Annotated in this window: 16 protein-coding genes; 8 read left to right on the forward strand and 8 right to left on the reverse strand. The window is 66.6% G+C overall.

The genetic code is table 11. The features are described 5' to 3' along the window. Positions 1–51 precede the first annotated feature (51 nt). Complete coding sequence (locus MBENS4_RS18105; RefSeq protein WP_039393415.1) at positions 52–1,932, reverse strand: ABC-F family ATP-binding cassette domain-containing protein; 1,881 nt, start codon at positions 1,930–1,932, stop codon at positions 52–54. Positions 1,933–2,131: 199 nt separating this feature from the next. Between MBENS4_RS18105 and MBENS4_RS18110 the strand changes: the two genes are divergently transcribed. From MBENS4_RS18110 to MBENS4_RS18130, 5 genes are read left to right on the forward strand one after another with little or no spacing between them, the layout of a single operon-like run. Further along, positions 2,132–3,133: an HlyD family efflux transporter periplasmic adaptor subunit gene (locus MBENS4_RS18110; RefSeq protein ID WP_039393418.1), complete on the forward strand. Its 1,002-nt coding sequence runs from the start codon at positions 2,132–2,134 to the stop codon at positions 3,131–3,133. Next, the gene (locus MBENS4_RS18115) at positions 3,130–4,971 is read left to right on the forward strand and encodes an ATP-binding cassette domain-containing protein (protein ID WP_242405005.1); all 1,842 of its coding nucleotides are present in this window, start codon (positions 3,130–3,132) and stop codon (positions 4,969–4,971) included. The genes MBENS4_RS18110 and MBENS4_RS18115 overlap by 4 nt, the downstream gene beginning before the upstream one ends. Then, entirely contained in the window at positions 4,968–6,104 is a 1,137-nt protein-coding gene (locus MBENS4_RS18120) for an ABC transporter permease (protein WP_039393420.1), read from the forward strand. Before MBENS4_RS18115 ends, MBENS4_RS18120 begins: the two co-directional genes overlap by 4 nt. A gap of 11 nt (positions 6,105–6,115) precedes the next feature. Further along, complete coding sequence (locus tag MBENS4_RS18125; protein ID WP_039393422.1) at positions 6,116–7,228, forward strand: ABC transporter permease; 1,113 nt, start codon at positions 6,116–6,118, stop codon at positions 7,226–7,228. 23 nt (positions 7,229–7,251) lie between these two features. Next, positions 7,252–8,775, forward strand: a complete 1,524-nt coding sequence (locus tag MBENS4_RS18130; protein ID WP_052322516.1) for an efflux transporter outer membrane subunit — start codon at positions 7,252–7,254, stop codon at positions 8,773–8,775. Here MBENS4_RS18130 and MBENS4_RS18135 read toward each other — a convergent pair. The 7 genes from MBENS4_RS18135 to exbB all read right to left on the reverse strand — a co-directional run bounded on the left by MBENS4_RS18135 (position 8,772) and on the right by exbB (position 14,803). Further along, positions 8,772–9,092 carry a PepSY domain-containing protein gene (locus MBENS4_RS18135; protein WP_052322517.1) on the reverse strand — a complete coding sequence of 107 codons (321 nt, stop codon included), beginning with the start codon at positions 9,090–9,092 and terminating at the stop codon, positions 8,772–8,774. The genes MBENS4_RS18130 and MBENS4_RS18135 overlap by 4 nt on opposite strands. Continuing rightward, on the reverse strand, positions 9,089–9,673 hold the full coding sequence (locus MBENS4_RS18140) for a ferric reductase-like transmembrane domain-containing protein (RefSeq protein WP_052322518.1): 585 nt from the start codon (positions 9,671–9,673) through the stop codon (positions 9,089–9,091). The genes MBENS4_RS18135 and MBENS4_RS18140 overlap by 4 nt, the downstream gene beginning before the upstream one ends. 5 nt (positions 9,674–9,678) lie before the next feature. Further along, positions 9,679–10,362: a Fe2+-dependent dioxygenase gene (locus MBENS4_RS18145; RefSeq protein WP_039393424.1), complete on the reverse strand. Its 684-nt coding sequence runs from the start codon at positions 10,360–10,362 to the stop codon at positions 9,679–9,681. A gap of 76 nt (positions 10,363–10,438) precedes the next feature. Beyond that, entirely contained in the window at positions 10,439–12,790 is a 2,352-nt protein-coding gene (locus MBENS4_RS18150; protein WP_039393426.1) for a TonB-dependent receptor, read from the reverse strand. Positions 12,791–12,843: 53 nt separating this feature from the next. Further along, complete coding sequence (locus MBENS4_RS18155) at positions 12,844–13,530, reverse strand: TonB family protein (protein ID WP_159108097.1); 687 nt, start codon at positions 13,528–13,530, stop codon at positions 12,844–12,846. A gap of 106 nt (positions 13,531–13,636) precedes the next feature. Next, positions 13,637–14,062, reverse strand: coding sequence for a TonB system transport protein ExbD (exbD, locus tag MBENS4_RS18160; protein WP_039393430.1), 426 nt, complete (start codon positions 14,060–14,062; stop codon positions 13,637–13,639). Between the two features lie 6 nt (positions 14,063–14,068). After that, a complete protein-coding gene (gene exbB / locus MBENS4_RS18165; RefSeq protein ID WP_239026590.1) occupies positions 14,069–14,803 on the reverse strand; it encodes a tonB-system energizer ExbB in 735 nt (244 codons plus the stop codon). A 466-nt stretch (positions 14,804–15,269) separates the two neighbouring features. On the opposite strand from exbB, the gene MBENS4_RS18170 reads away from it, so the two are divergent. From MBENS4_RS18170 to MBENS4_RS18180, 3 genes are all read left to right on the forward strand, one after another. Then, complete coding sequence (locus tag MBENS4_RS18170) at positions 15,270–15,521, forward strand: FtsB family cell division protein (RefSeq protein WP_338422159.1); 252 nt, start codon at positions 15,270–15,272, stop codon at positions 15,519–15,521. Between the two features lie 182 nt (positions 15,522–15,703). Then, on the forward strand, positions 15,704–16,792 hold the full coding sequence (gene pdhA, locus MBENS4_RS18175) for a pyruvate dehydrogenase (acetyl-transferring) E1 component subunit alpha (RefSeq protein ID WP_039393435.1): 1,089 nt from the start codon (positions 15,704–15,706) through the stop codon (positions 16,790–16,792). Then, positions 16,792–18,177, forward strand: a complete 1,386-nt coding sequence (locus tag MBENS4_RS18180; RefSeq protein ID WP_039393437.1) for a pyruvate dehydrogenase complex E1 component subunit beta — start codon at positions 16,792–16,794, stop codon at positions 18,175–18,177. Before pdhA ends, MBENS4_RS18180 begins: the two co-directional genes overlap by 1 nt. Positions 18,178–18,258: the final 81 nt, after the last annotated feature.

The raw sequence follows: 18,258 nt of genomic DNA on the forward strand, positions 1-18,258 counted from the left end.
TATGCTTATTAGTGCCTGCGGCTGTGTACACCCGCATTGGGCCTATAGGCCTCACCCGTTCCCCATGACCTCGTCGAGCGCCTCGCTGGCTTCGAGCCAGGTCATCTCGGCTTCGTCCAGCGCTTCGGTCACTTCGGTGTGCTTCTGTCCGATGGCGCCGAGGCCCAGGCCCTTGAGGTCGCCCTTGGCGCTTGCGGGATCGACCAGCGCTGCGTCGAGGGCGGCGAGCCGGGTCTGGAGGCGCTTCATGGCGGTCTCGGCCTCGGTCACCTTGCGGCGCAGGGCCTTCAGCTCCTCGCGCGCGACTGCGCCTGACTTGCGGGCGGGCTTGGCTTCGTTTGCGCGCTGCGGTTCCTCGGCCTTGGGTTGGTTCCGTCCCAGGACGAAGTCGATATAGTCGTCCATCGAACCGTCGTAGGCCCGGGCCTCGCCCTTATCGACAAGCACGAGGCGGTCGGCGGCGAGTTCCACCATGTGGCGGTCGTGGCTGACGAGGATGACGGCGCCTTCATAGGCGTTGAGCGCCTGGACCAGCGCTTCGCGCGCGTCGACGTCGAGGTGGTTGGTCGGCTCGTCGAGGATGAGCATGTGCGGCGCATCGCGGGTAACCAGGGCGAGCGCCAGGCGCGCGCGTTCGCCGCCCGACATGGTGTGCGTGTCCGAGGTCGCCCGGTCGCCCGAGAAGCCGAAGCGGCCGAGCTGGTTGCGCACGGCCTGCGGTGGTTTGTTGGGCATGGCGCGGGTCATCAGCTCGAGCGGCGTTGACCCCTCGGGCAGTTCCTCGACCTGGTACTGGGTGAAGTAGCCGATGCGGATGCGCGGCGAGAAGTTGGTTTCGCCTTCCATCGGCTCGAGCTGGCGCGCGATCAGGCGCGCGAGCGTGGTCTTGCCGTTGCCGTTGCGGCCGAGCAGGGCAATGCGGTCATCGGGATCGATGCGCAGGTTGAGCCGGCGCAGGATCGGCTTGTCTTCTTCGTATCCGACGGCCGCCATGTCGAGCGTGACCAACGGCGGGCGCAGTTCGTCGGGACTCGGAAACTCGAAGCGCATCGAGGGATCTTCGGCGAGCGTCGCGATCGGCTGCATGCGGGCCAGCATCTTCGCGCGCGACTGGGCCTGCTTGGCGGTCGAGGCGCGCGCAGAGTTGCGCGCGACGTAATCCGCCAGCTTCTTGCGCTGGGCTTCCTGGCTCGCCTTGGCGGCTTCGGCCTGCGCCGCGCGTTCGGCGCGCAGGTGCTCGAAGCTGTCGTAGGTGCCGGGATAGAGCGTGAGCTTGCCGTTCTGCAAGTGGCAGATGTGGTCGACCACGCGGTTGAGGAGGCTGCGTTCGTGGCTGATGACGATCAGCGTGCCAGGGTAGCTGGAGAGGAAGCTTTCCAGCCAGAGCGTCGCTTCGATATCGAGGTGGTTCGAAGGCTCGTCGAGCAGCAGCACGTCGGGCTGGGAGAAGAGCAGCGCGGCCAGCGCGACGCGCATCTTCCACCCGCCCGAGAAGCTGTCCAGCGGTTGGCCCTGCATCTCCTCGTCGAAGCCGAGGCCGACGAGGATGCGCGCGGCGCGGGCGGGGGCCGAGTAGGCGTCGATCGCGATCAGGCGCTCGTGCACATCGCCCAGGCGATTGGGGTCGGTGCAGGTCTCGGCTTCCGCGAGCAGCTGTGTGCGTTCGGTGTCGCCGTCCAGCACCGCCTCGAACGGGGTCTTGGTGCCGCTGGGTGCTTCCTGCGCAATGTAGCCAAGGCGCGCGCGGCGCGGCAGGTCGACCGAACCGCCATCGGGTTCCAGCTCGCCGATCACGGTCTTGACGAGTGTCGACTTGCCCGCGCCGTTGCGGCCGATGAGGCCGACCTTGCCTCCGTTGGGGATGGTCGCACTGGCCTGGTCGAGGATGGTGCGGCCCCCAAGGCGCACGGTGATGTCGCGGATCGTCAGCATGGCGGGCCGCGTAGCAGGACCGGGCCGATTTCCCAAGCGGCAGATGGCCTGTCCCCGATGGAGTCGGGCGTGTTGCAGTGCAATCGGGCTGCAAAGACATTCGTCCAATTTGATCTGGCGCGGTTTTCTTGGGCGCGCGGTGGTGGCAGTCTTCCTGTCGGATTGCGGTGCGGAAACGACTCGGGGGTTCGTAAGGGGCATGAAGAAATCGGTCGGAGCCGCGCTGCTGGCGCTTGTCCTCGTGGCGCTCACTCTCTTTTGGTTCCTGGGGCGGGGTGATGACCGGGACGGCGTCCTCGAACTGCATGGGAATGTCGATGTGCGTCAGGTCTCGCTCGCGTTCGAGGAAGCTGGGCGCCTTACCGAGCTGACCGTCGAGGAGGGGGATACGGTGGCCGCCGGAGATGTCGTGGCACGGCTCGATACCGAGACTCTCGCCCTGCAGGCCCGCCAGGCCGAGGCGGAACTGGCGGCTCGCCGCGCGCAACTGGACCAACTGCGCAACGGCTCGCGCCCCGAGGAAATTGCCCAGGCACGTGAGGCGAGGCGCGCGGCGCAGGCCGACGCCGCCCGCACCCGTCAGGACCTTGCCCGTATGGAGCAGGCGCGTGCCGCGACCGACGGCCGGGCGGTCAGCACCCAGGATCTCGACGCGGCAAGGAGCGCGGCCGAAGCGGCGGCGGCGCGCGCCGGGGAAGCCGGACAGGCGCTGACACTTGCGCGCAAGGGGCCGCGCGCCGAGCAGGTGGCCACCGCCGCCGCGCAAGTCCAGGCCGCCGAAGTGCAGGCCGCGTTGCTGCGCCACCGCGTCGAGATGGGTGTGCTGCGTGCGCCCCATCGCGGGGTCGTCCGGGCGCGGTTGCTTGAGGAGGGGGACATGGCATCGCCCCAGCGGCCGGTGCTGGATCTGGCGCTCCTTTCGCCCAAGTGGGTGCGTGTCTACGTCGGTGAGGCGGACCTGGGGCGAGTTCATCCCGGCATGGCGGCGCAAGTGACCAGCGACAGTGCGCCCGACGCGCCGGTGAAGGGGCAGGTCGGCTATATTTCCTCGGTCGCCGAGTTCACGCCCAAGTCGGTCGAGACCGAAGAGCTGCGCACGGCGCTGGTCTACGAGGTGCGCGTGATTGTCTCGGACACCCGTGAGGCCTTGCGTCTTGGCCAGCCGGTCACGGTGCGTCTGGACATCGGTGGACAGAAGTGAGTCCAGCGCTGGACATCCGTGAGGTCGGAGAGGTGGAGCACGCGCCGCCGATCATCGTCGCGCGCGATCTGGTCAAGCGTTTCGAGGGGCCTGACGGCGCGCCCTTCGACGCCCTGAAAGGTGTGTCCTTCGAGGTCGCAGCGGGCCGGTTGACCGCGCTCGTCGGTCCCGATGGGGCTGGCAAGACAACGCTGATGCGCATGATCGCGGGGTTGCTGCGAGCCGATGGAGGCGCACTGCATGTGCTGGGGCATGACGCCGCGCAGGACGCACAGGAAATTCAGAGCCGCATCAGCTACATGCCCCAGCGCTTCGGGCTCTATGAAGATCTTAGCATTCAGGAAAACCTTGATCTCTACGCCGATCTTCACGGCGTGCCCGCGCACCTGCGACGCGAGCGGTTCGCCCGGCTCCTGGAGATGACCGACCTCGCGCGCTTTACTGCGCGCCCGGCAGGCAATCTTTCAGGTGGCATGAAGCAGAAGCTGGGCCTCGCCTGCACGCTGGTGCGTGTGCCCGATCTCTTGCTGCTCGACGAGCCGAGCGTGGGGGTCGATCCTCTCTCGCGCCGTGACTTGTGGGAGATCATCGAGCAGATGATTGCCGAAGAGGGCCTCAGCGTCCTCGTCAGCACGGCCTACATGGACGAGGCGGCGCGCTGCGAGCGGGTCCATGTCTTCAACAAGGGCGAACAGCTGGCCGAAGGCACGCCCGGTGCACTGCGCGCGCGGGTTGCCGGGCTCACGTACGTTGCCGCGCCGCGCGAGGGTGAGCCCGCCCGCGATCTTCAGGCGCGCCTGATCGATGCGCCGGGCCGGATTGTCGATGCCGTGCCGAGTGGTGGCGAAGTCCATTTCATCCGCCGAGCCGAATGCGCAGCGGACAGTCTCGGCGATCTGCTGGCCGGCTGCGAAGTGCGGGCCCGCGAGGAGGAACTGGAAGACGCCTTCATGCTCCTGTTGCGGGCGCACGAAGAGGGAGACGAGCCGACCGCGCCCGACCAGGGTGGGCCGGATCAGGGCGGGGAATCGGCGCTATCCAGCGCCGGACCGGAGCGGGAGCAGGACAGCGCGCCGATCATCGTTGTGCGCGACCTGGTGCGCCGTTTCGGCGACTTCACCGCGGTTGCCAGCACCAGTTTCGATGTTCGGCCAGGCGAGATATTCGGTCTCCTGGGTCCCAATGGCGCGGGCAAGACAACCACCTTCCGCATGCTCTGCGGGCTGCTTCCGGCGACCAGCGGGCATCTGGAGGTGGCGGGGGTGAACCTGCGCCAGGCGCGCGCGACGGCGCGGCGGCGCATCGGGTACGTGGCGCAGAAGTTCTCGCTCTATGCGAACCTCTCGGTGCGCGAGAACCTGGAGTTCTTCGGCGGCGCTTACGGCCTGCGTGGCCGGTCCCTGCGCGCGCGGGTACGCGCCATCGAGACCCGCTTCGATCTCGACCCCCAGGCGCAGAGCGGCACTCTTCCACACGGCTACAAGCAGCGCCTGGCGATGGCGGCAGGGCTCTTGCACGGTCCACGGATCCTGTTCCTCGACGAGCCGACCAGCGGCATCGACCCCCTGGCCCGGCGGGCGTTCTGGCGCACGATCACCCAGCTTTCGCAGGAGGGCGTGACGATCATCGTGACCACGCACTTCATGGAAGAAGCCGAGTACTGTGACCGCATTGCGATCCAGGACGCGGGCCGTCTGCTTGCGCTGGGGACTCCGCGCGAAGTGCGCGAGGAGGCGGGCCCGCGGGGGCAGGACATGAACAGCGCCTTCATCGCCATTGTCGAGACCGCGCGGGCGCAGGAGCGGAGCAGAGCCGCCGCGCCGGAGAGCGTGGCATGAGCGCGCCAGGATCGGGCTTTGTCCAGCGCCTGACTGCGCTGGTGCGCAAGGAAATGCGCCAGATGGTGCGGGACCGCTCGAACCTCCTCGTGGGGTTCCTGCTCCCGCTCGCGCTAATCCTGCTGTTCGGCTACGGCCTCTCCTTCGACGTGCGCAACGCGCCTGTCGCCGTCGTCATCGACACGCCGTCTGTGGCTGCACGCGAGGTGGTCTCGGGGCTGGAGGGCTCGCGGTACCTCGCGCCGCGACGGGTCACGAGCATGGCCGAGGCCGAGCACCTGCTGGGCGATGGCCGCGTGGATGCCATCGTCCATCTCCCGGTCGACTTCGCGCGCCGGTCTGCGGCGGGCAGCGGTCGCGTGCAGGTCGTCCTCAACGGTATCGATTCGGTGACGGCCAGCACGCTGGAAGCCTATCTTTCAGGATCCATCTCCAAGACACTGGAGCACCGTGGTGATCGCGGGGAGGTCGCGCTGTCCGGCGCCAGACAGGTGGAGATCGTGCAGCGCGTCTGGTTCAACGAGACCTCGAACAGCACCTGGTACCTGGTGCCCGGGCTCGTCGTTCTCATCATGACGCTGGTGGGGGCGTTCCTGACCTCGCTCCTGGTAGCGCGCGAGTGGGAGCGCGGCACGCTGGAATCGCTGTTCGTGACCCCGGTGCGACCCCTCGAGATCGTGCTCGCCAAGCTCGCGCCCTACATTCTTGTCGGACTTGTCGACCTCGCCATGTGCCTGGTGGCCGCGCGCGTCCTTTTCGATGTGCCGATCCGCGGCTCGCTGCTGGCGGTCCTCGTCTCCTCGACGATGTACCTCATCGTCTCGCTGCTCCTGGGGCTCTGGATTTCGGGGGCGACCCGCAACCAGTTCGCGGCGAGCCAGGTGGCGCTTCTCACCAGCTTCATGCCCGCGATGATGCTCTCAGGCTTCGTGTTCGACTTGCGCAATGTGCCGATCGGTGTCGAGATCGCCGCGCAGATCGTGCCCGCCACCCACTTCATGACGCTCATCAAGACGCTGTTTCTGGCCGGAACCGACTGGGCAATGGTCGCGCGCAGCTGCGCGATCCTGGGGGGCTATGCGCTTCTTCTCACTTTCCTGACGCGGCGCACCGTGCGCAAGCGGCTCGACTGAGGGCGCGGCCGATGGAAGCCCTGAGCGCCCTGATCTTCCCGATCCTCACGCTGATCCGCAAGGAGCTGCTGGCGATCTTCAAGGACCCGGCCAACCGCATCGTCCTGTTCGCACCGGCTTTCGTGCAGACCTTGCTGTTCGGCTATGCGGCCTCGTTCGATCTTACCAACGTGCCATATGCCGTGCTCGACCAGAGCCATAGCGCGGCTTCCAGCGAATTGCTGGCCCGGCTCGATGGGACGGGTGTGTTCCGGCGCGAGGCGACGCTCGCCAACGCCCACCAGATCGCGCCGGTGATCGACGAGCAGCGCGCGCTCATGGTCATCGCGATACCGGCGAACTTCGCCGAGAGCCTCGCCGCCGGGCGCCGGGCCCCGGTGCAACTGATCCTCGATGGGCGCAATTCGACGACGGCGGGGTCGGCCTCGGGCTATGTCGCCTCGGTGGTGGCCGCCTTCAACGCGGCGCGTGGGGGCGGACAGGGACTGGAACTGGTGCGCCGGGCCTGGTTCAACCCCAACCTGGAATCGCGCTGGCAGATCGTGCCCGCCATGGTCGCGACGCTGAGCATGCTCCAGACACTGCTCCTTGCCGCGCTCTCGGTCGCGCGTGAGCGCGAGCAGGGGACTTTCGATCAGCTCCTCGTCACCCCGCTTACCCCCTTGCAGATACTGGTCGGCAAGGCGGTGCCCTCGATTGTCGTCGGCATGCTGCAATCGACGATCGTGCTGCTGATCTCGCTGTTCTGGTTCGACATCCCGATGAGCGGATCGGTCTGGTTGCTCTACCTTGGTCTGCTGGGCTTTACCGGGGCTTCGGTCGGGATCGGCATGTCGCTGTCCTCGGTGGCGCTCAACATGCAGCAGGCGATGCTTTATACCTTTCTCATCATCATGCCGCTGACGCTGCTTTCGGGCCTCATCACGCCCGTGCGCAACATGCCCGAGGTGCTTCAGGTCGCGACCTACGCCAACCCCTTGCGCTTTGGCGTCGACCTTGTGCGGCGGGTCTATCTGGAGGGCGCAGGGATCACCGACATCTACCACGACTTCATCCCCATGTTCGTGATCGCGGCGCTGACACTGCCGCTTGCGGCATGGCTCTTTCGCCACCGTCTGGCCTGAACCTCGAACCTGCGAGTCGCTGCATGACCCACCATTCTTCGCGTGCACGAACGACGGCTCCGCCCCTGCTCCTCGCTCTCGCCCTCGCGCTGGGGGCCTGCACGGTGGGGCCGGACTATGCGGCGCCGTCGCTGGAGGCCCCGGCTGATTGGCACAGTTGGCGCTCGGGCGATGGTGCGCTGCACACCACTTCGACGGACGGTGCGGCGCTGCCCGCCGACTGGTGGACGCTCTGGGGCGATCCGGTGCTGAACGATCTGGAGGCGCGCGCCCTGGTGGCGAACCCGGATATTGCGAGCGCTGCGCTCCATTTTGCCGCGGCGCGGGTGCAGCGCGGCGGAGCGAAGGCGGCGGGTCTGCCCCAGGTCAACCTGTCGGGTTCGCTCACGCGCCAGCGGTTGAGTGAGAACGGTGCCTCGACCCGCCTGTTCGACGTGATCGGCAGTGAGGCCGAGCGCGACCAGATGGCGCGCTTCCTCGCCAATCCCTTCACGCTCTTCCAGGGCGGTTTCGACGCCGGGTGGGAGCCGGACCTGTGGGGCAAGGTGCGCCGTTCGCTGGAGATCGCCGATGCCCGCGTGGAAGGCCAGGCCGCCACGCTCGAGCAGACGCGCCTGGCAGTGGCGAGCGAGGTCGCGCGCAGCTATGTCGAACTGCGCAGCGTGCAGCGTCAACTGGCCTTGGCGCAAGAGGATCGGGACATCCTGACAGAGCGTGAGGAGATCGTCGGCGCGCGGGTTCGAGCCGGGCTCGACGGGCACGCGGCGCTCGAAAGCGAAACGATGGCGCGAGCCGGTACGCAGGCCACTCTTGCCCCGCTGCGCGCGCAGGAGGCTGCGCTCATCAACGCGCTGGCGGTCTTGACCGGAGAGCGCCCGGGGGGATTGCAGGACCTTCTCGATCCGCCTGCCGGTACGGGGGCGTCGATTGATCCGGATCTGGGGCTGGGGCTCCCGTCCGAGGTGGCGCTGGGGCGGCCCGATGTGCGCGCGGCGGGCGCGCAGCTCCATGCGGCCACGGCCGAGATCGGGGTTGCCGTGGCCGACCTCTATCCCAGCATTCGCCTGGGGGGAGGCTTCAGCCTGGAGTCCTATCGCAGCGAAAACCTGTTCGACTGGGGCAGTCGCACCTGGTCGGTGGGGCCGAGCCTCAACCTGCCGCTCTTCGATGGCGGGCGCCGCCGCCGAGTTGTCGCGCTGCGCCGGATCGAGCAGCGCGAGGCCGCAGTACGTTTCCAGCAGACGGTGCTGAGTGCCTGGCAGGAAATCGATGACGCGCTCAATGGCTATGCCGCCGAGCGCAGCCGCCGCGATGAACTGGCCGCGCGCCTTGCCGGCGCCGAGCGGCGGCGTGATCTGGTGCAGGCGAACTATGCGGCGGGCAACGTCAGCTACCTGCCGCTGCTTGATGCGCGCCGCGGTGTGCTGGGCGCACAGCGCGAGCTTGCCCAAAGCGAGGGCGATCTGCGCACCCGCTTCATTGCGGTCAACAAGGCGGTGGGCAACGTGCCGCCGGGCGATCCAGCAGGGGGAGAGGGCGCCCCTTAGAAGCCCTTCTTGCGGTAGATCTCGGTGCCACGACGATAGACAACGAGCTTCTCCAGCGTCACCGGGTGGTAGAACGCTTCGAGCACCTGGCCTGCGTTGTTGCGGGCATATACCTCGTAGCAGTCGCCCTCGACCTGCATCTTGAGAAGCGTCCAGCCTTCCTGCCAGATCTTCTTCTTGAGCTTTTCGATGGGCTTCCAATTGGCCTCGGGACCGGCCTTGCAGGCGACATCACCATCGGCGAGGGCCGGGGCGGAAAGGCCAAGGGCCGAGAGGGCGAGGCCCGCGCAGGCGAGCGAGGTGAACAGGCGGGTCATGCGATGAAGGCTCCCTTGCGGATGCGATGGCGTTTCCACGCGCGGGCGGCCCAGACGAGGACGAGCGGCGCGACATGGACGAGGGCGGGGGTGGAATTCCAGCCCAGCAGCAACCAGTGTGCAAGGGCCAGGAGAAGGGCAGGGTAGACGAGGCGCTGCAGCGTCTTCCAGCGGCGGCCGAGCCAGCGAACAGCCGTGTTGAAACTGATCGAGGCGGGGACCATCAGGAGAGCTAGCGCAAGCCAGCCTGTCCAGATGCCGGGGAGGCCAAGTTCGGAGACAATGCCCTCGGGCGTCATGTCGATGACGTAGAAGGCAAGGTGCAGCAGGCCGTAACTGAAAGCCGCTACGCCCAGGTTGCGGCGGATCAGCAGCCAGCCCTTGAGGAAGCGGTTTGTCCCGACCAGTTCGACAAGCGGGCCGGGCAGCATCGCCAGGACCATCAGGCGCACGGCAAGCTCCCCGCTGGGTGCCAGCAGGTCCGTCGGCCAGGCCGCGTTCGCGAGCAGGTCCCAGACCATGAGCAGGCCGGGAACGGCCAGCGCCAGGCTGACCAGGAGCGAGAGGCGCGCGCGCTTCATCGCTCTCAGACCTGCGCCCAGCGGCGCACGAGGTTGTGGTAGACGTGGATCAGCCGGTCGACGTCGGGATCATCGACGGCCCGGTCGCTCGACAGCGCCTGGATCGACTGGTCGAGATCGTAGAGCAGCGCTCGCTCGGCGGCGTCGGCTACCGCGCTTTGCAACCACAGGATCGCGCAGAGGCGCTGGCCCGAGGTGACGGGCGTGACCTGGTGCAGGCTGCTGGAAGGGTAGAGGACCATGTCACCGGCCGCGAGCTTCACGCCTTGCGCGCCGTACTCCTGCTCGATGACCAGTTCGCCGCCTTCGTAGCTGTCGGGATCGGAGAGGAAGATCGTGGCGGAGAGATCACTGCGCAGCGTCAGGCCGCGCGCGTTGTCGCGCATCAGAGCGGAATCGACATGGGTGCCGTAGTGCCCGCCGTCCTGGTAGGCGTTGAATACCGGGGGCCAGATCTTCTCGGCCAGCGAGGCCGAGACGAAGCGCGGGGTTTCGCCGAGACGCCGCAAGAGGATGTTGGAAAGCTCGTGGCCCACCGGGCACTCGCGGTCGACCTGGAGGTTCTGCTTGACCGCGATGGAGCGGGTGCCCGCGGTCTGGTTTCCGTCGATCCAGCGCGCCTCGTTGAGGCGCGCGCGCAGATCCGCGACCTCGTCGGGACCGAGCAGGTTCTCGATGACAATCAGCATGCGTCGTGGTGTCCGGGCAAGAAAGGATATGCAGCGCGGCGGAGGTGCTCGAGCACGCCCGCCGCGCCATGGCCTATCAGAAGCGGCCGGTCAGGGTAATCGTCCCGCGGCGTTCGTCCCCCTTGTAGAGGAAGGCACCCGAACGGTACGCGGCGGTATAGTAGTCCTCGTCGCCGATGTTCTGGACGTTGATGCGCGCGGAGAAGTTCGTGTTGAACTTGTACTCGGCGAAGGCGTCGAACACGGTCGAGGAGGGCACGCGGAAGGTGTAGCGGCCGATCTGCGCGTTGTAGCTTGCCGCCGCGTCGGGCTGGCCTGCGTACATCGCGCTCTTGTAGGTGCCGGTCACACCGAAGGCGAAGGCATCGGTCGCCTGGTAGCGTACCTGGCCCGTCACCTGGTTGTCCGCGAAGTTCGCCAGCGTCAGGCCGATGTTGGCATCGCTGTAGCTGTCGAGCACCTTGGCATCCATGATCGAGCCGCCGATCTGCGCCGAGAGGCGGTTGGTGATGTTGCCGACAAGGCCGATCTCGATGCCCTTCACGCGGGTCTTGCCAGTGTTGAGCGAGCCGCTCGGGGTGTAGTCGCTACCCCGGCCGGCGGTTTCGTAGACATCGTCCTTGGTGGTCTGGAAGGCCGCCACGGTGAGCAGCAGGCGGTCGTCGAACAGGTCCCACTTGGCACCGACTTCAAAGGACTCCGAGCTCTCCGGCTTGCCGGCCGAAAGGGGGATGTTCTGATCGACGCACAGGCCGCCATAGCCACAGTTGGCGCCAAGATCGGATTCGCCGCCGTTGACGTTCGAGCCGGTCGACCAGGTGAAGTAGAGCATGAGCTCTTCCATCGGCTTCAGGCTCACCCCGGCATGGCCGTTCCACAAGGTGTCGTTGATGTAGTAGTCCGTGCGCGCGTCGCTGCTCGCGCTGTAGGTGGAGAGCGCGAAGTCGATGGCATCGGCGCGCACGCCGCCGTTGAGCGAAAGCCAGGGGGTCACATCCACGGTGTCCATCGCGTAGAAGGACAAGGTGCGCATGTGCCACAAGGAGTCCCAGCTGGACTTGGTGATGTCGCGCTGCAGGAGGTTGCGGATCGCGCTGTCCTCGACGATCTGCTCGCCGTTTTCATCGGTGATGCAATAGCCGGGGCGGGTGGTGCCGCAATTGGGCGTGCCCATGGCCGTCGTGCTATAGGTACCGTTGCGGACCTTGTGATCCGAATATTCGCTGCCCACGATCAGGTTGTGGGCTAGGCCCGCCGTCTCGAAGCGGCCGATCACGTTGAGCTGGTTCACGAAGTAGCTCACGTCCTGCCAGCCCTGGTGGGTGCTGAGCGAGATCGAGCCGCCGGTGCTGTTCCCGCGCGCGCCAGTCGCGACGTAGCCGTTGTGGCTTTCGCCATAGCGGGTCGAGTTGACGATCTCGAGGCCGTCCATCGGGGTGATGAAGATGCGGCCCGTGACGGTGTCCACGTCGGACTTCAGGAAGTCCTCGTCCTGCGCATAGCTGGGCAGGTCATCGAAGGTCTCACCGTAGCCATCGGCATCGCTGGCCGCGACGTAGACGCCCAGGTCCGGGCGGTCCTTGGCGGTGAGGTGGTAGTAATCGAGCTGGACGCGCACGTCCTCGCTCACCCGCACGAGGCCCGAGACAGCGGCGCCCCAGCGCTCGCGATAGGCAGGATCGCGGTCGGGCACGTCCTGGTTGGCATAGAGGAGGTTGGCGCGGACCGCGACGTTCTCGCCCAGCGCCCAGTTGGTGTCGAGCGTGCCGCGCCAGAAGCTGTCGGTGCCCACGCCCAGGTCCACCTTGTGGAACGAGTAGTCGGTGCTCGCCGACTTGGTGATCGCATTGACCGCGCCGCCCGAGGCGCCGCGCCCGGCGAAGGTCGCGCTGGGCCCCTTGGTGATCTCGACCTGGTCGACCGCGAAGCTCTCGCGCGTGGTCATGCCCGGATCGCGCAGGCCATCGACGAAGACGTCGCTGCGCGCTTCCTCGCCGCGGATGATGTAGCGGTCGCCGAAGGCGTTGCCGTTTTCACCCGTGCCGATGGTAACGCCCGGCTGCAGGCGCAGCACTTCCTTGAGGTCGGTCGTGCCCGCTTCCTCCATCTGCGTCTCGGTGACGACGGTTATGGTGGCGGGGGTTTCGGCGAGCGGCTTCACGCGGCGCGGGTCGGCCGAGACGCGCGCCTTGTAGGGCGCGCCCTGCGAGGTGTAGGGATTGACGTCGGCCGCACGGTCCTCGATCTGCAGCGTTTCGAGCTGGATCTCTTCCTCGTCCTCGACGTCCTGCGCGATGGCCGGCACGGCGAACGTGGCGGCGGTCACGCCCAGCAGGGCGGCCGTGCCCGAGCGGCGCAGTCCCGAGGCACGCAGGCCAGTTGCGCGCAGGCTGGTTGGACGCAGGATTCCCCCGGAGTTCTTTTTCACGAAACTTCCCTCATTACGAATGTGATCGGTTCTGGATTGTGGCGGCGCGCCGGTCAGTCGGTGCGCAGCGAGTAATCAATCGGAAGCGCCAGCGTGACGCTGTCGCGCTCCATGGAAGACGGCATGCGCGGCAGCGGGGCCACGCGGCGCAAGAGGTCGAGCGTCGCCCCATCAAGCAGGTCGTGCCCGCTCGAGGTCTTGATCGAGACGGCGCTGACCGATCCGTCGCGCGCCACGGTGAAGCGCACCGTCACGGTGCCCTGCTGGCGCGCCTTCTTGGCTTCCGTGGGATAGCTCTTCTTGCGCTGCAGATGTGCGGCGATCATCGCGAAGTAGTCGGCCTGGGCCTTGCGTGCCTTGGCGCTGGTGCCCGGGCCATCGCCCCTCTTGCCACTGCCCGTGCTGCGGCTCGCCGGCGCGGGAGCCGGAGGGGCAGGCACGGAGACGGCTCGCTCGGGCGCCGCGAGTGGCGCACTTTGCGCAAGGGCGACTGGCATGGGACGCGGCATCGGGCGCGGTTCGCTCGGCACCGGATCGGTCGTCTGCAGAGGCGGGATCGGCTCGGCGCGCGCGGGCTGGGCCTGCGTCGGCTGCGGCGGTTGCGGCGTGGTTTCGGGCGTGGTTTCGGGCGTGGCGGCTGCTTCAGCGTCAGCCTGCGAGGCCGCCGGGGCCGAGGCGCCTTCGGGCAATTCGACAAGGACCACGGGCTCGGGCGGGGCGGCGCTGCGTCGCGGCTCCACAGGAGCACTGCGCCAAGCGCCAGGGCATGTCCCCCAAGGGCAATGCCGGTGGCCCCGGCCCAGCGCTGGCGCGCGTCCGGATCGAAGAGGTCGGGGCTGCGCATGGTCAGGCTCCCGCGCCCATTTCCGCGCCAACAAGGGCAACATGGCGATAGCCCGCGGCGCGCAGGACATTCATCGCGTCCATGATCGCTTCGTAGGTAACGTTCTTGTCCGCGCGCAGGAACACGCGCTGTTCCCGGTCCCCCGAAGTGGCGCGGGTGATCGCCTCGCCAAGTGCTGCGGGAGAGACCACCGTCTCGCCCACGCGCATCTCGCCGCTCTGGCGCAACGTCAGGTAGACGGGAGCCTCGGGCTTGGGCGCGGGCGCTGCGGTCGAAGACGGCAGGTCGACCTTGACGTCGACGGTCGCGAGCGGCGCGGCCACCATGAAGATGATGAGCAGGACCAGCATGACGTCGATGAAGGGCGTCACGTTGATGTCGTGGTTGACCGGCAGGTCCTCGCCGCCGTCGGAGAGTTGGATCGCCATCGCGCGTCAGCCTTCCTTGGCGAGCGGGATCGGCTGCCCGCGGCTGAGGTCGCGCGAGACGAGGCGCAGGATGGCCGCCGCGCTGTCCGAGACGAGCGCCTTGTGGGCGGCGATCTGGCGCGCGAAGTGGTTGTAGATGACGACCGCCGGGATCGCGGCGACCAGGCCGATGGCCGTCGCGAGGAGCGCTTCAGCGATGCCCGGTGCGACGACGGCGAGGTTCGTGGTCTGCTTCTCGGCAATGCCGATGAAGCTGTTCATGATGCCCCAGACCGTTCCGAACAAGCCGACGAAGGGGGCAGTTGCGCCGATCGTGGCAAGCACGTTGACGCCGCGTGTCATGCGCCGGGTGACCAGGGCTTCGTGGCGCTGGAAGCGGGATACGACACGCTCCTTGATGCCTTCGGGATCGGAAAGCGCATCACTGGAGAGGCGCAGTTCGGCGAGCGCCTCGCGCACCAGCGGGGTGAAGGCAAGGTTGCCGTCGAGGGCGGCGTCGCGCAGCGAGCGCAGCGAGACGAGCTGGTCGTGGACCTGCTTCTCGGCCGCGTTGGCCTTGCGCAGCTCCATGAGCTTGGCGACGAAGATCGTCCAGGTCGCGAGCGAGGCGAGACCCAGGCCGATCATGACGATTTTGACGAGCCAGTCGGCCTGCCAGAACATGGCCCCGACCGAGAGATTTTCGGGAAGGGCGATGGCCGCGGCATGGGCCGGGCTGGTCGCGAGCAGTGCAGCAATCATGGCAGGCACCCCAAGCCTCTTGCCAGTGATCATCGTATGTCCCCCTGATGTTCCGAGCGTTGCCCGGAGATGTCTGCTGTATGTTGTTGCGAACCATTCGCATGGGTTGCGAAGGTTTGCAAGAGTTTTGCAAGAGATTCGCATTAGCGGACATTAGGGTGTGCCGCGCCCTCGCTGGGAAGTGGCGGAAAGTCTTGGGAAAAGGCTGACGCGAAGGGCCGGTCTCGACGTGGAACCAATCGCGTTTGCCTGCGTTATAGGAGGCTCGTCGCAGGGGCTTGCAACTTATCGACACAATTCGTTCCGGGTATCGGACGGACTGATGTGCGCGCCTCTGTATCGAAAAGGGCGAATCGCCTAGAATTAGCGCTTGTCAGGGCGAATCAGTTGTGATTCTATCGAAGTCATGAGGACCATGCGGGGCGATACCACCATCGTGCGAAAGCGACTTGTGCAGGGGCTGCCCGTGGCGGCGCTTCTGCTCATGGGTGCCTTTGCCGTGGCCGGGCCGAGCGGTCTGCTCGCCTGGGGGGAAAACCAGCGCGTGCTCGAACAGCGCCGGACGAGCCTTGTCGACTTGCAGGACAAGCGCGACCGCTTGCGCAACCGGGTGAACCTGCTCGCACCGGACCACGTCGATCCCGATCTTGCCGGCGAATTGCTGCGCAGCAATCTCAATGTCGCCCGTCCCGATGAAAAGGTTCTCCTGCTTCCCTGATTTGCGCCCTCCCGCGCGTCCCGGAAAACGGCGTCTATGCACTTTTTTGCAAGGCTAGTTGCGTCGAATGGTACAAAAAGTGCTTTGAATCGCCCTCGATTCAGGGTTGGAACGCTTCCCGTATCGACGCGATCTCCCTATATCGCGTGGACGAAGCCATCCTTACCCCAGGGGGAGCAGCATTGCCCAAAACAAAGACTGACGCCGCGTCCGGCACGACCGATACGCTGGTAACGCCAGCCACCCAAGACGACTTCGATCTCGGCAGCCTCCAGCAGGCGCTCGAAGGCGACAAGCGCTACAAGGCGGACAAGGAAGAGCTGCTCAAGCTCTATGAGCAGATGCTGCTCATCCGGCGTTTCGAAGAGAAGGCGGGCCAGCTCTACGGTCTTGGCCTGATCGGTGGTTTCTGCCACCTCTACATCGGCCAGGAAGCCGTTGCGGTGGGCCTGCAGTCCGCGCTCGACGGCGACAAGGACTCGGTCATCACCGGCTACCGTGACCACGGCCACATGCTGGCCTATGGCATCGACCCCAAGGTCATCATGGCCGAGCTCACCGGACGTGCCGCGGGCATCTCCAAGGGCAAGGGCGGCTCGATGCACATGTTCAGTGTCGAGCACAAGTTCTACGGCGGCCACGGCATCGTCGGCGCGCAGGTGCCGCTGGGTGCGGGCCTGGCCTTCGCGCACAAGTACAACGAGGACGGCGGCGTCGCCATGTCCTACTTCGGCGATGGCGCCGCGAACCAGGGCCAGGTCTACGAGGCCTTCAACATGGCCGCGCTGTGGAAGCTCCCGATCATCTTCGTGATCGAGAACAACCAGTACGCCATGGGCACCGCGGTCAAGCGTTCCTCGGCCGAAACCCACTTCTACCGCCGCGGCAGCGCGTTCCGCATTCCGGGCATGCAGGTCGATGGCATGGATGTCCTCGAAGTGCGCAAGGCCGCCGAGATCGCGCTCGAATACGTGCGCGCCGGCAATGGTCCCGTGCTCATGGAGCTGAACACCTACCGCTACCGTGGTCACTCGATGTCCGACCCGGCCAAGTATCGCAGCCGCGAGGAAGTTCAGGGTGTGCGCGACAAGCGTGACCCGATCGAACACGCCAAGGCCGAACTGGTCGAACTGGGCGTGAGCGAAGAATCGCTCAAGGATCTCGACAAGACCGTGCGCAAGGCCATCACCGAGGCCGCCGACTTTGCGGAAAGCTCGCCCGAACCCGAAATGTCCGAACTCTATACTGACGTGCTGGTGGAGCGCTACTGATGGCGATTGAACTGAAGATGCCCGCGCTCTCCCCGACGATGGAAGAGGGCAAACTTGCCAAGTGGCTGGTCAAGGAAGGCGACGAAGTGTCCTCGGGCACGATCCTCGCCGAAATCGAGACCGACAAGGCGACGATGGAATTCGAATCCATCGATGAAGGTACCGTCGGCAAGATCCTTGTCGAGGAAGGCACCGAAGGCGTGAAGGTCGGCACGGTCATCGCCATGCTGGCCGGCGAAGGCGAAGACGCTTCCTCGATCGAAGCGCCCGCCGAGCCCAAGGTCGAAGCGCAGCAGGTCAAGTCGGACGTCATTCAGGACGTTTCGGCCACCAGCGGCACCGCCAAGCTCGCGACCGAGGAAAAGCCCAAGAAGCGCGATCCCGAAGTGCCCCATGGCACCAACATGAAGACCTCGACCGTGCGCGACGCGCTGCGCGACGCGATGGCCGAGGAAATGCGCCGCGACGAGCGCGTCTTCGTGATGGGCGAGGAAGTCGCCGAGTACCAGGGTGCCTACAAGGTGACCCAGGGCCTGCTCGACGAATTCGGCCCCAAGCGCGTGATCGACACCCCGATCACCGAGTACGGCTTTGCCGGTATCGGCACGGGCGCCGCGATGGGCGGCCTGCGTCCCGTCGTCGAGTTCATGACGTTCAACTTCGCCATGCAGGCGATTGACCACATCATCAACTCGGCCGCCAAGACCAACTACATGTCCGGTGGCCAGATGCGCTGCCCGATCGTGTTCCGTGGTCCCAACGGCGCGGCCTCGCGCGTGGGTGCGCAGCACTCGCAGAACTACGGCCCGTGGTACGCCAGCGTTCCCGGCCTCGTGGTCATCGCGCCCTACGATGCCTCGGACGCCAAGGGTCTCCTGAAGGCCGCGATCCGCAGCGAGGACCCGGTGGTCTTCCTCGAGAACGAGCTTGTCTACGGTCGCAACTTCGAGCTGCCCGAGCTTGATGATCACGTCCTGCCGATCGGCAAGGCCCGCATCATGCGCGAAGGTTCGGACGTGACCATCGTCTCGTACTCGATCGGCGTGGGCGTGGCTCTGGAAGCCGCCGAGAAGCTCGCCGAGGAAGGCATTGATGCCGAAGTCCTCGACCTGCGCACGCTGCGTCCGCTCGACAAGGAAGCGGTGCTGGAGAGCCTCGCCAAGACCAACCGCATCGTGGTTGCCGAAGAAGGCTTCCCGGTCTGCTCGATTGCCTCGGAGATCGCCTCGATCTGCATGGAAGAGGGCTTCGACGATCTCGACGCGCCGGTCACCCGCGTGTGCAACGAAGACGTTCCGCTGCCTTACGCCGCGAACCTCGAGCATGCCGCGCTGATCGACACCGACCGCGTGATCGAAGCGGTCAAGAAGGTCTGCTACCGCTGATCGTGACCGCCGTGGCCTGACCGCGGCGCAAGGAATGACGAAGGGGCCCGTGACCATCCGGTTGCGGGCCCTTTTCTCATG

Source organism: Novosphingobium sp. MBES04, assembly GCF_000813185.1.
In the GTDB taxonomy this organism is placed as follows: Bacteria; Pseudomonadota; Alphaproteobacteria; order Sphingomonadales; family Sphingomonadaceae; genus Novosphingobium; species Novosphingobium decolorationis.

Excerpts from the sequence above, each read along its gene's own strand:
- exbD (WP_039393430.1), bottom strand. The coding sequence starts at position 14,062 with ATGGCGATCCAACTCTCCGACGGCGGCGAGGACCTGCCGGTCAACCAC.
- exbB (WP_239026590.1), bottom strand. The coding sequence starts at position 14,803 with ATGATTGCTGCACTGCTCGCGACCAGCCCGGCCCATGCCGCGGCCATC.
- MBENS4_RS18135 (WP_052322517.1), bottom strand. The coding sequence starts at position 9,092 with ATGACCCGCCTGTTCACCTCGCTCGCCTGCGCGGGCCTCGCCCTCTCG.
- MBENS4_RS18130 (WP_052322516.1), top strand. The coding sequence starts at position 7,252 with ATGACCCACCATTCTTCGCGTGCACGAACGACGGCTCCGCCCCTGCTC.
- MBENS4_RS18140 (WP_052322518.1), bottom strand. The coding sequence starts at position 9,673 with ATGAAGCGCGCGCGCCTCTCGCTCCTGGTCAGCCTGGCGCTGGCCGTT.
- MBENS4_RS18125 (WP_039393422.1), top strand. The coding sequence starts at position 6,116 with ATGGAAGCCCTGAGCGCCCTGATCTTCCCGATCCTCACGCTGATCCGC.
- MBENS4_RS18120 (WP_039393420.1), top strand. The coding sequence starts at position 4,968 with ATGAGCGCGCCAGGATCGGGCTTTGTCCAGCGCCTGACTGCGCTGGTG.
- MBENS4_RS18180 (WP_039393437.1), top strand. The coding sequence starts at position 16,792 with ATGGCGATTGAACTGAAGATGCCCGCGCTCTCCCCGACGATGGAAGAG.
- MBENS4_RS18110 (WP_039393418.1), top strand. The coding sequence starts at position 2,132 with ATGAAGAAATCGGTCGGAGCCGCGCTGCTGGCGCTTGTCCTCGTGGCG.
- MBENS4_RS18145 (WP_039393424.1), bottom strand. The coding sequence starts at position 10,362 with ATGCTGATTGTCATCGAGAACCTGCTCGGTCCCGACGAGGTCGCGGAT.
- MBENS4_RS18105 (WP_039393415.1), bottom strand. The coding sequence starts at position 1,932 with ATGCTGACGATCCGCGACATCACCGTGCGCCTTGGGGGCCGCACCATC.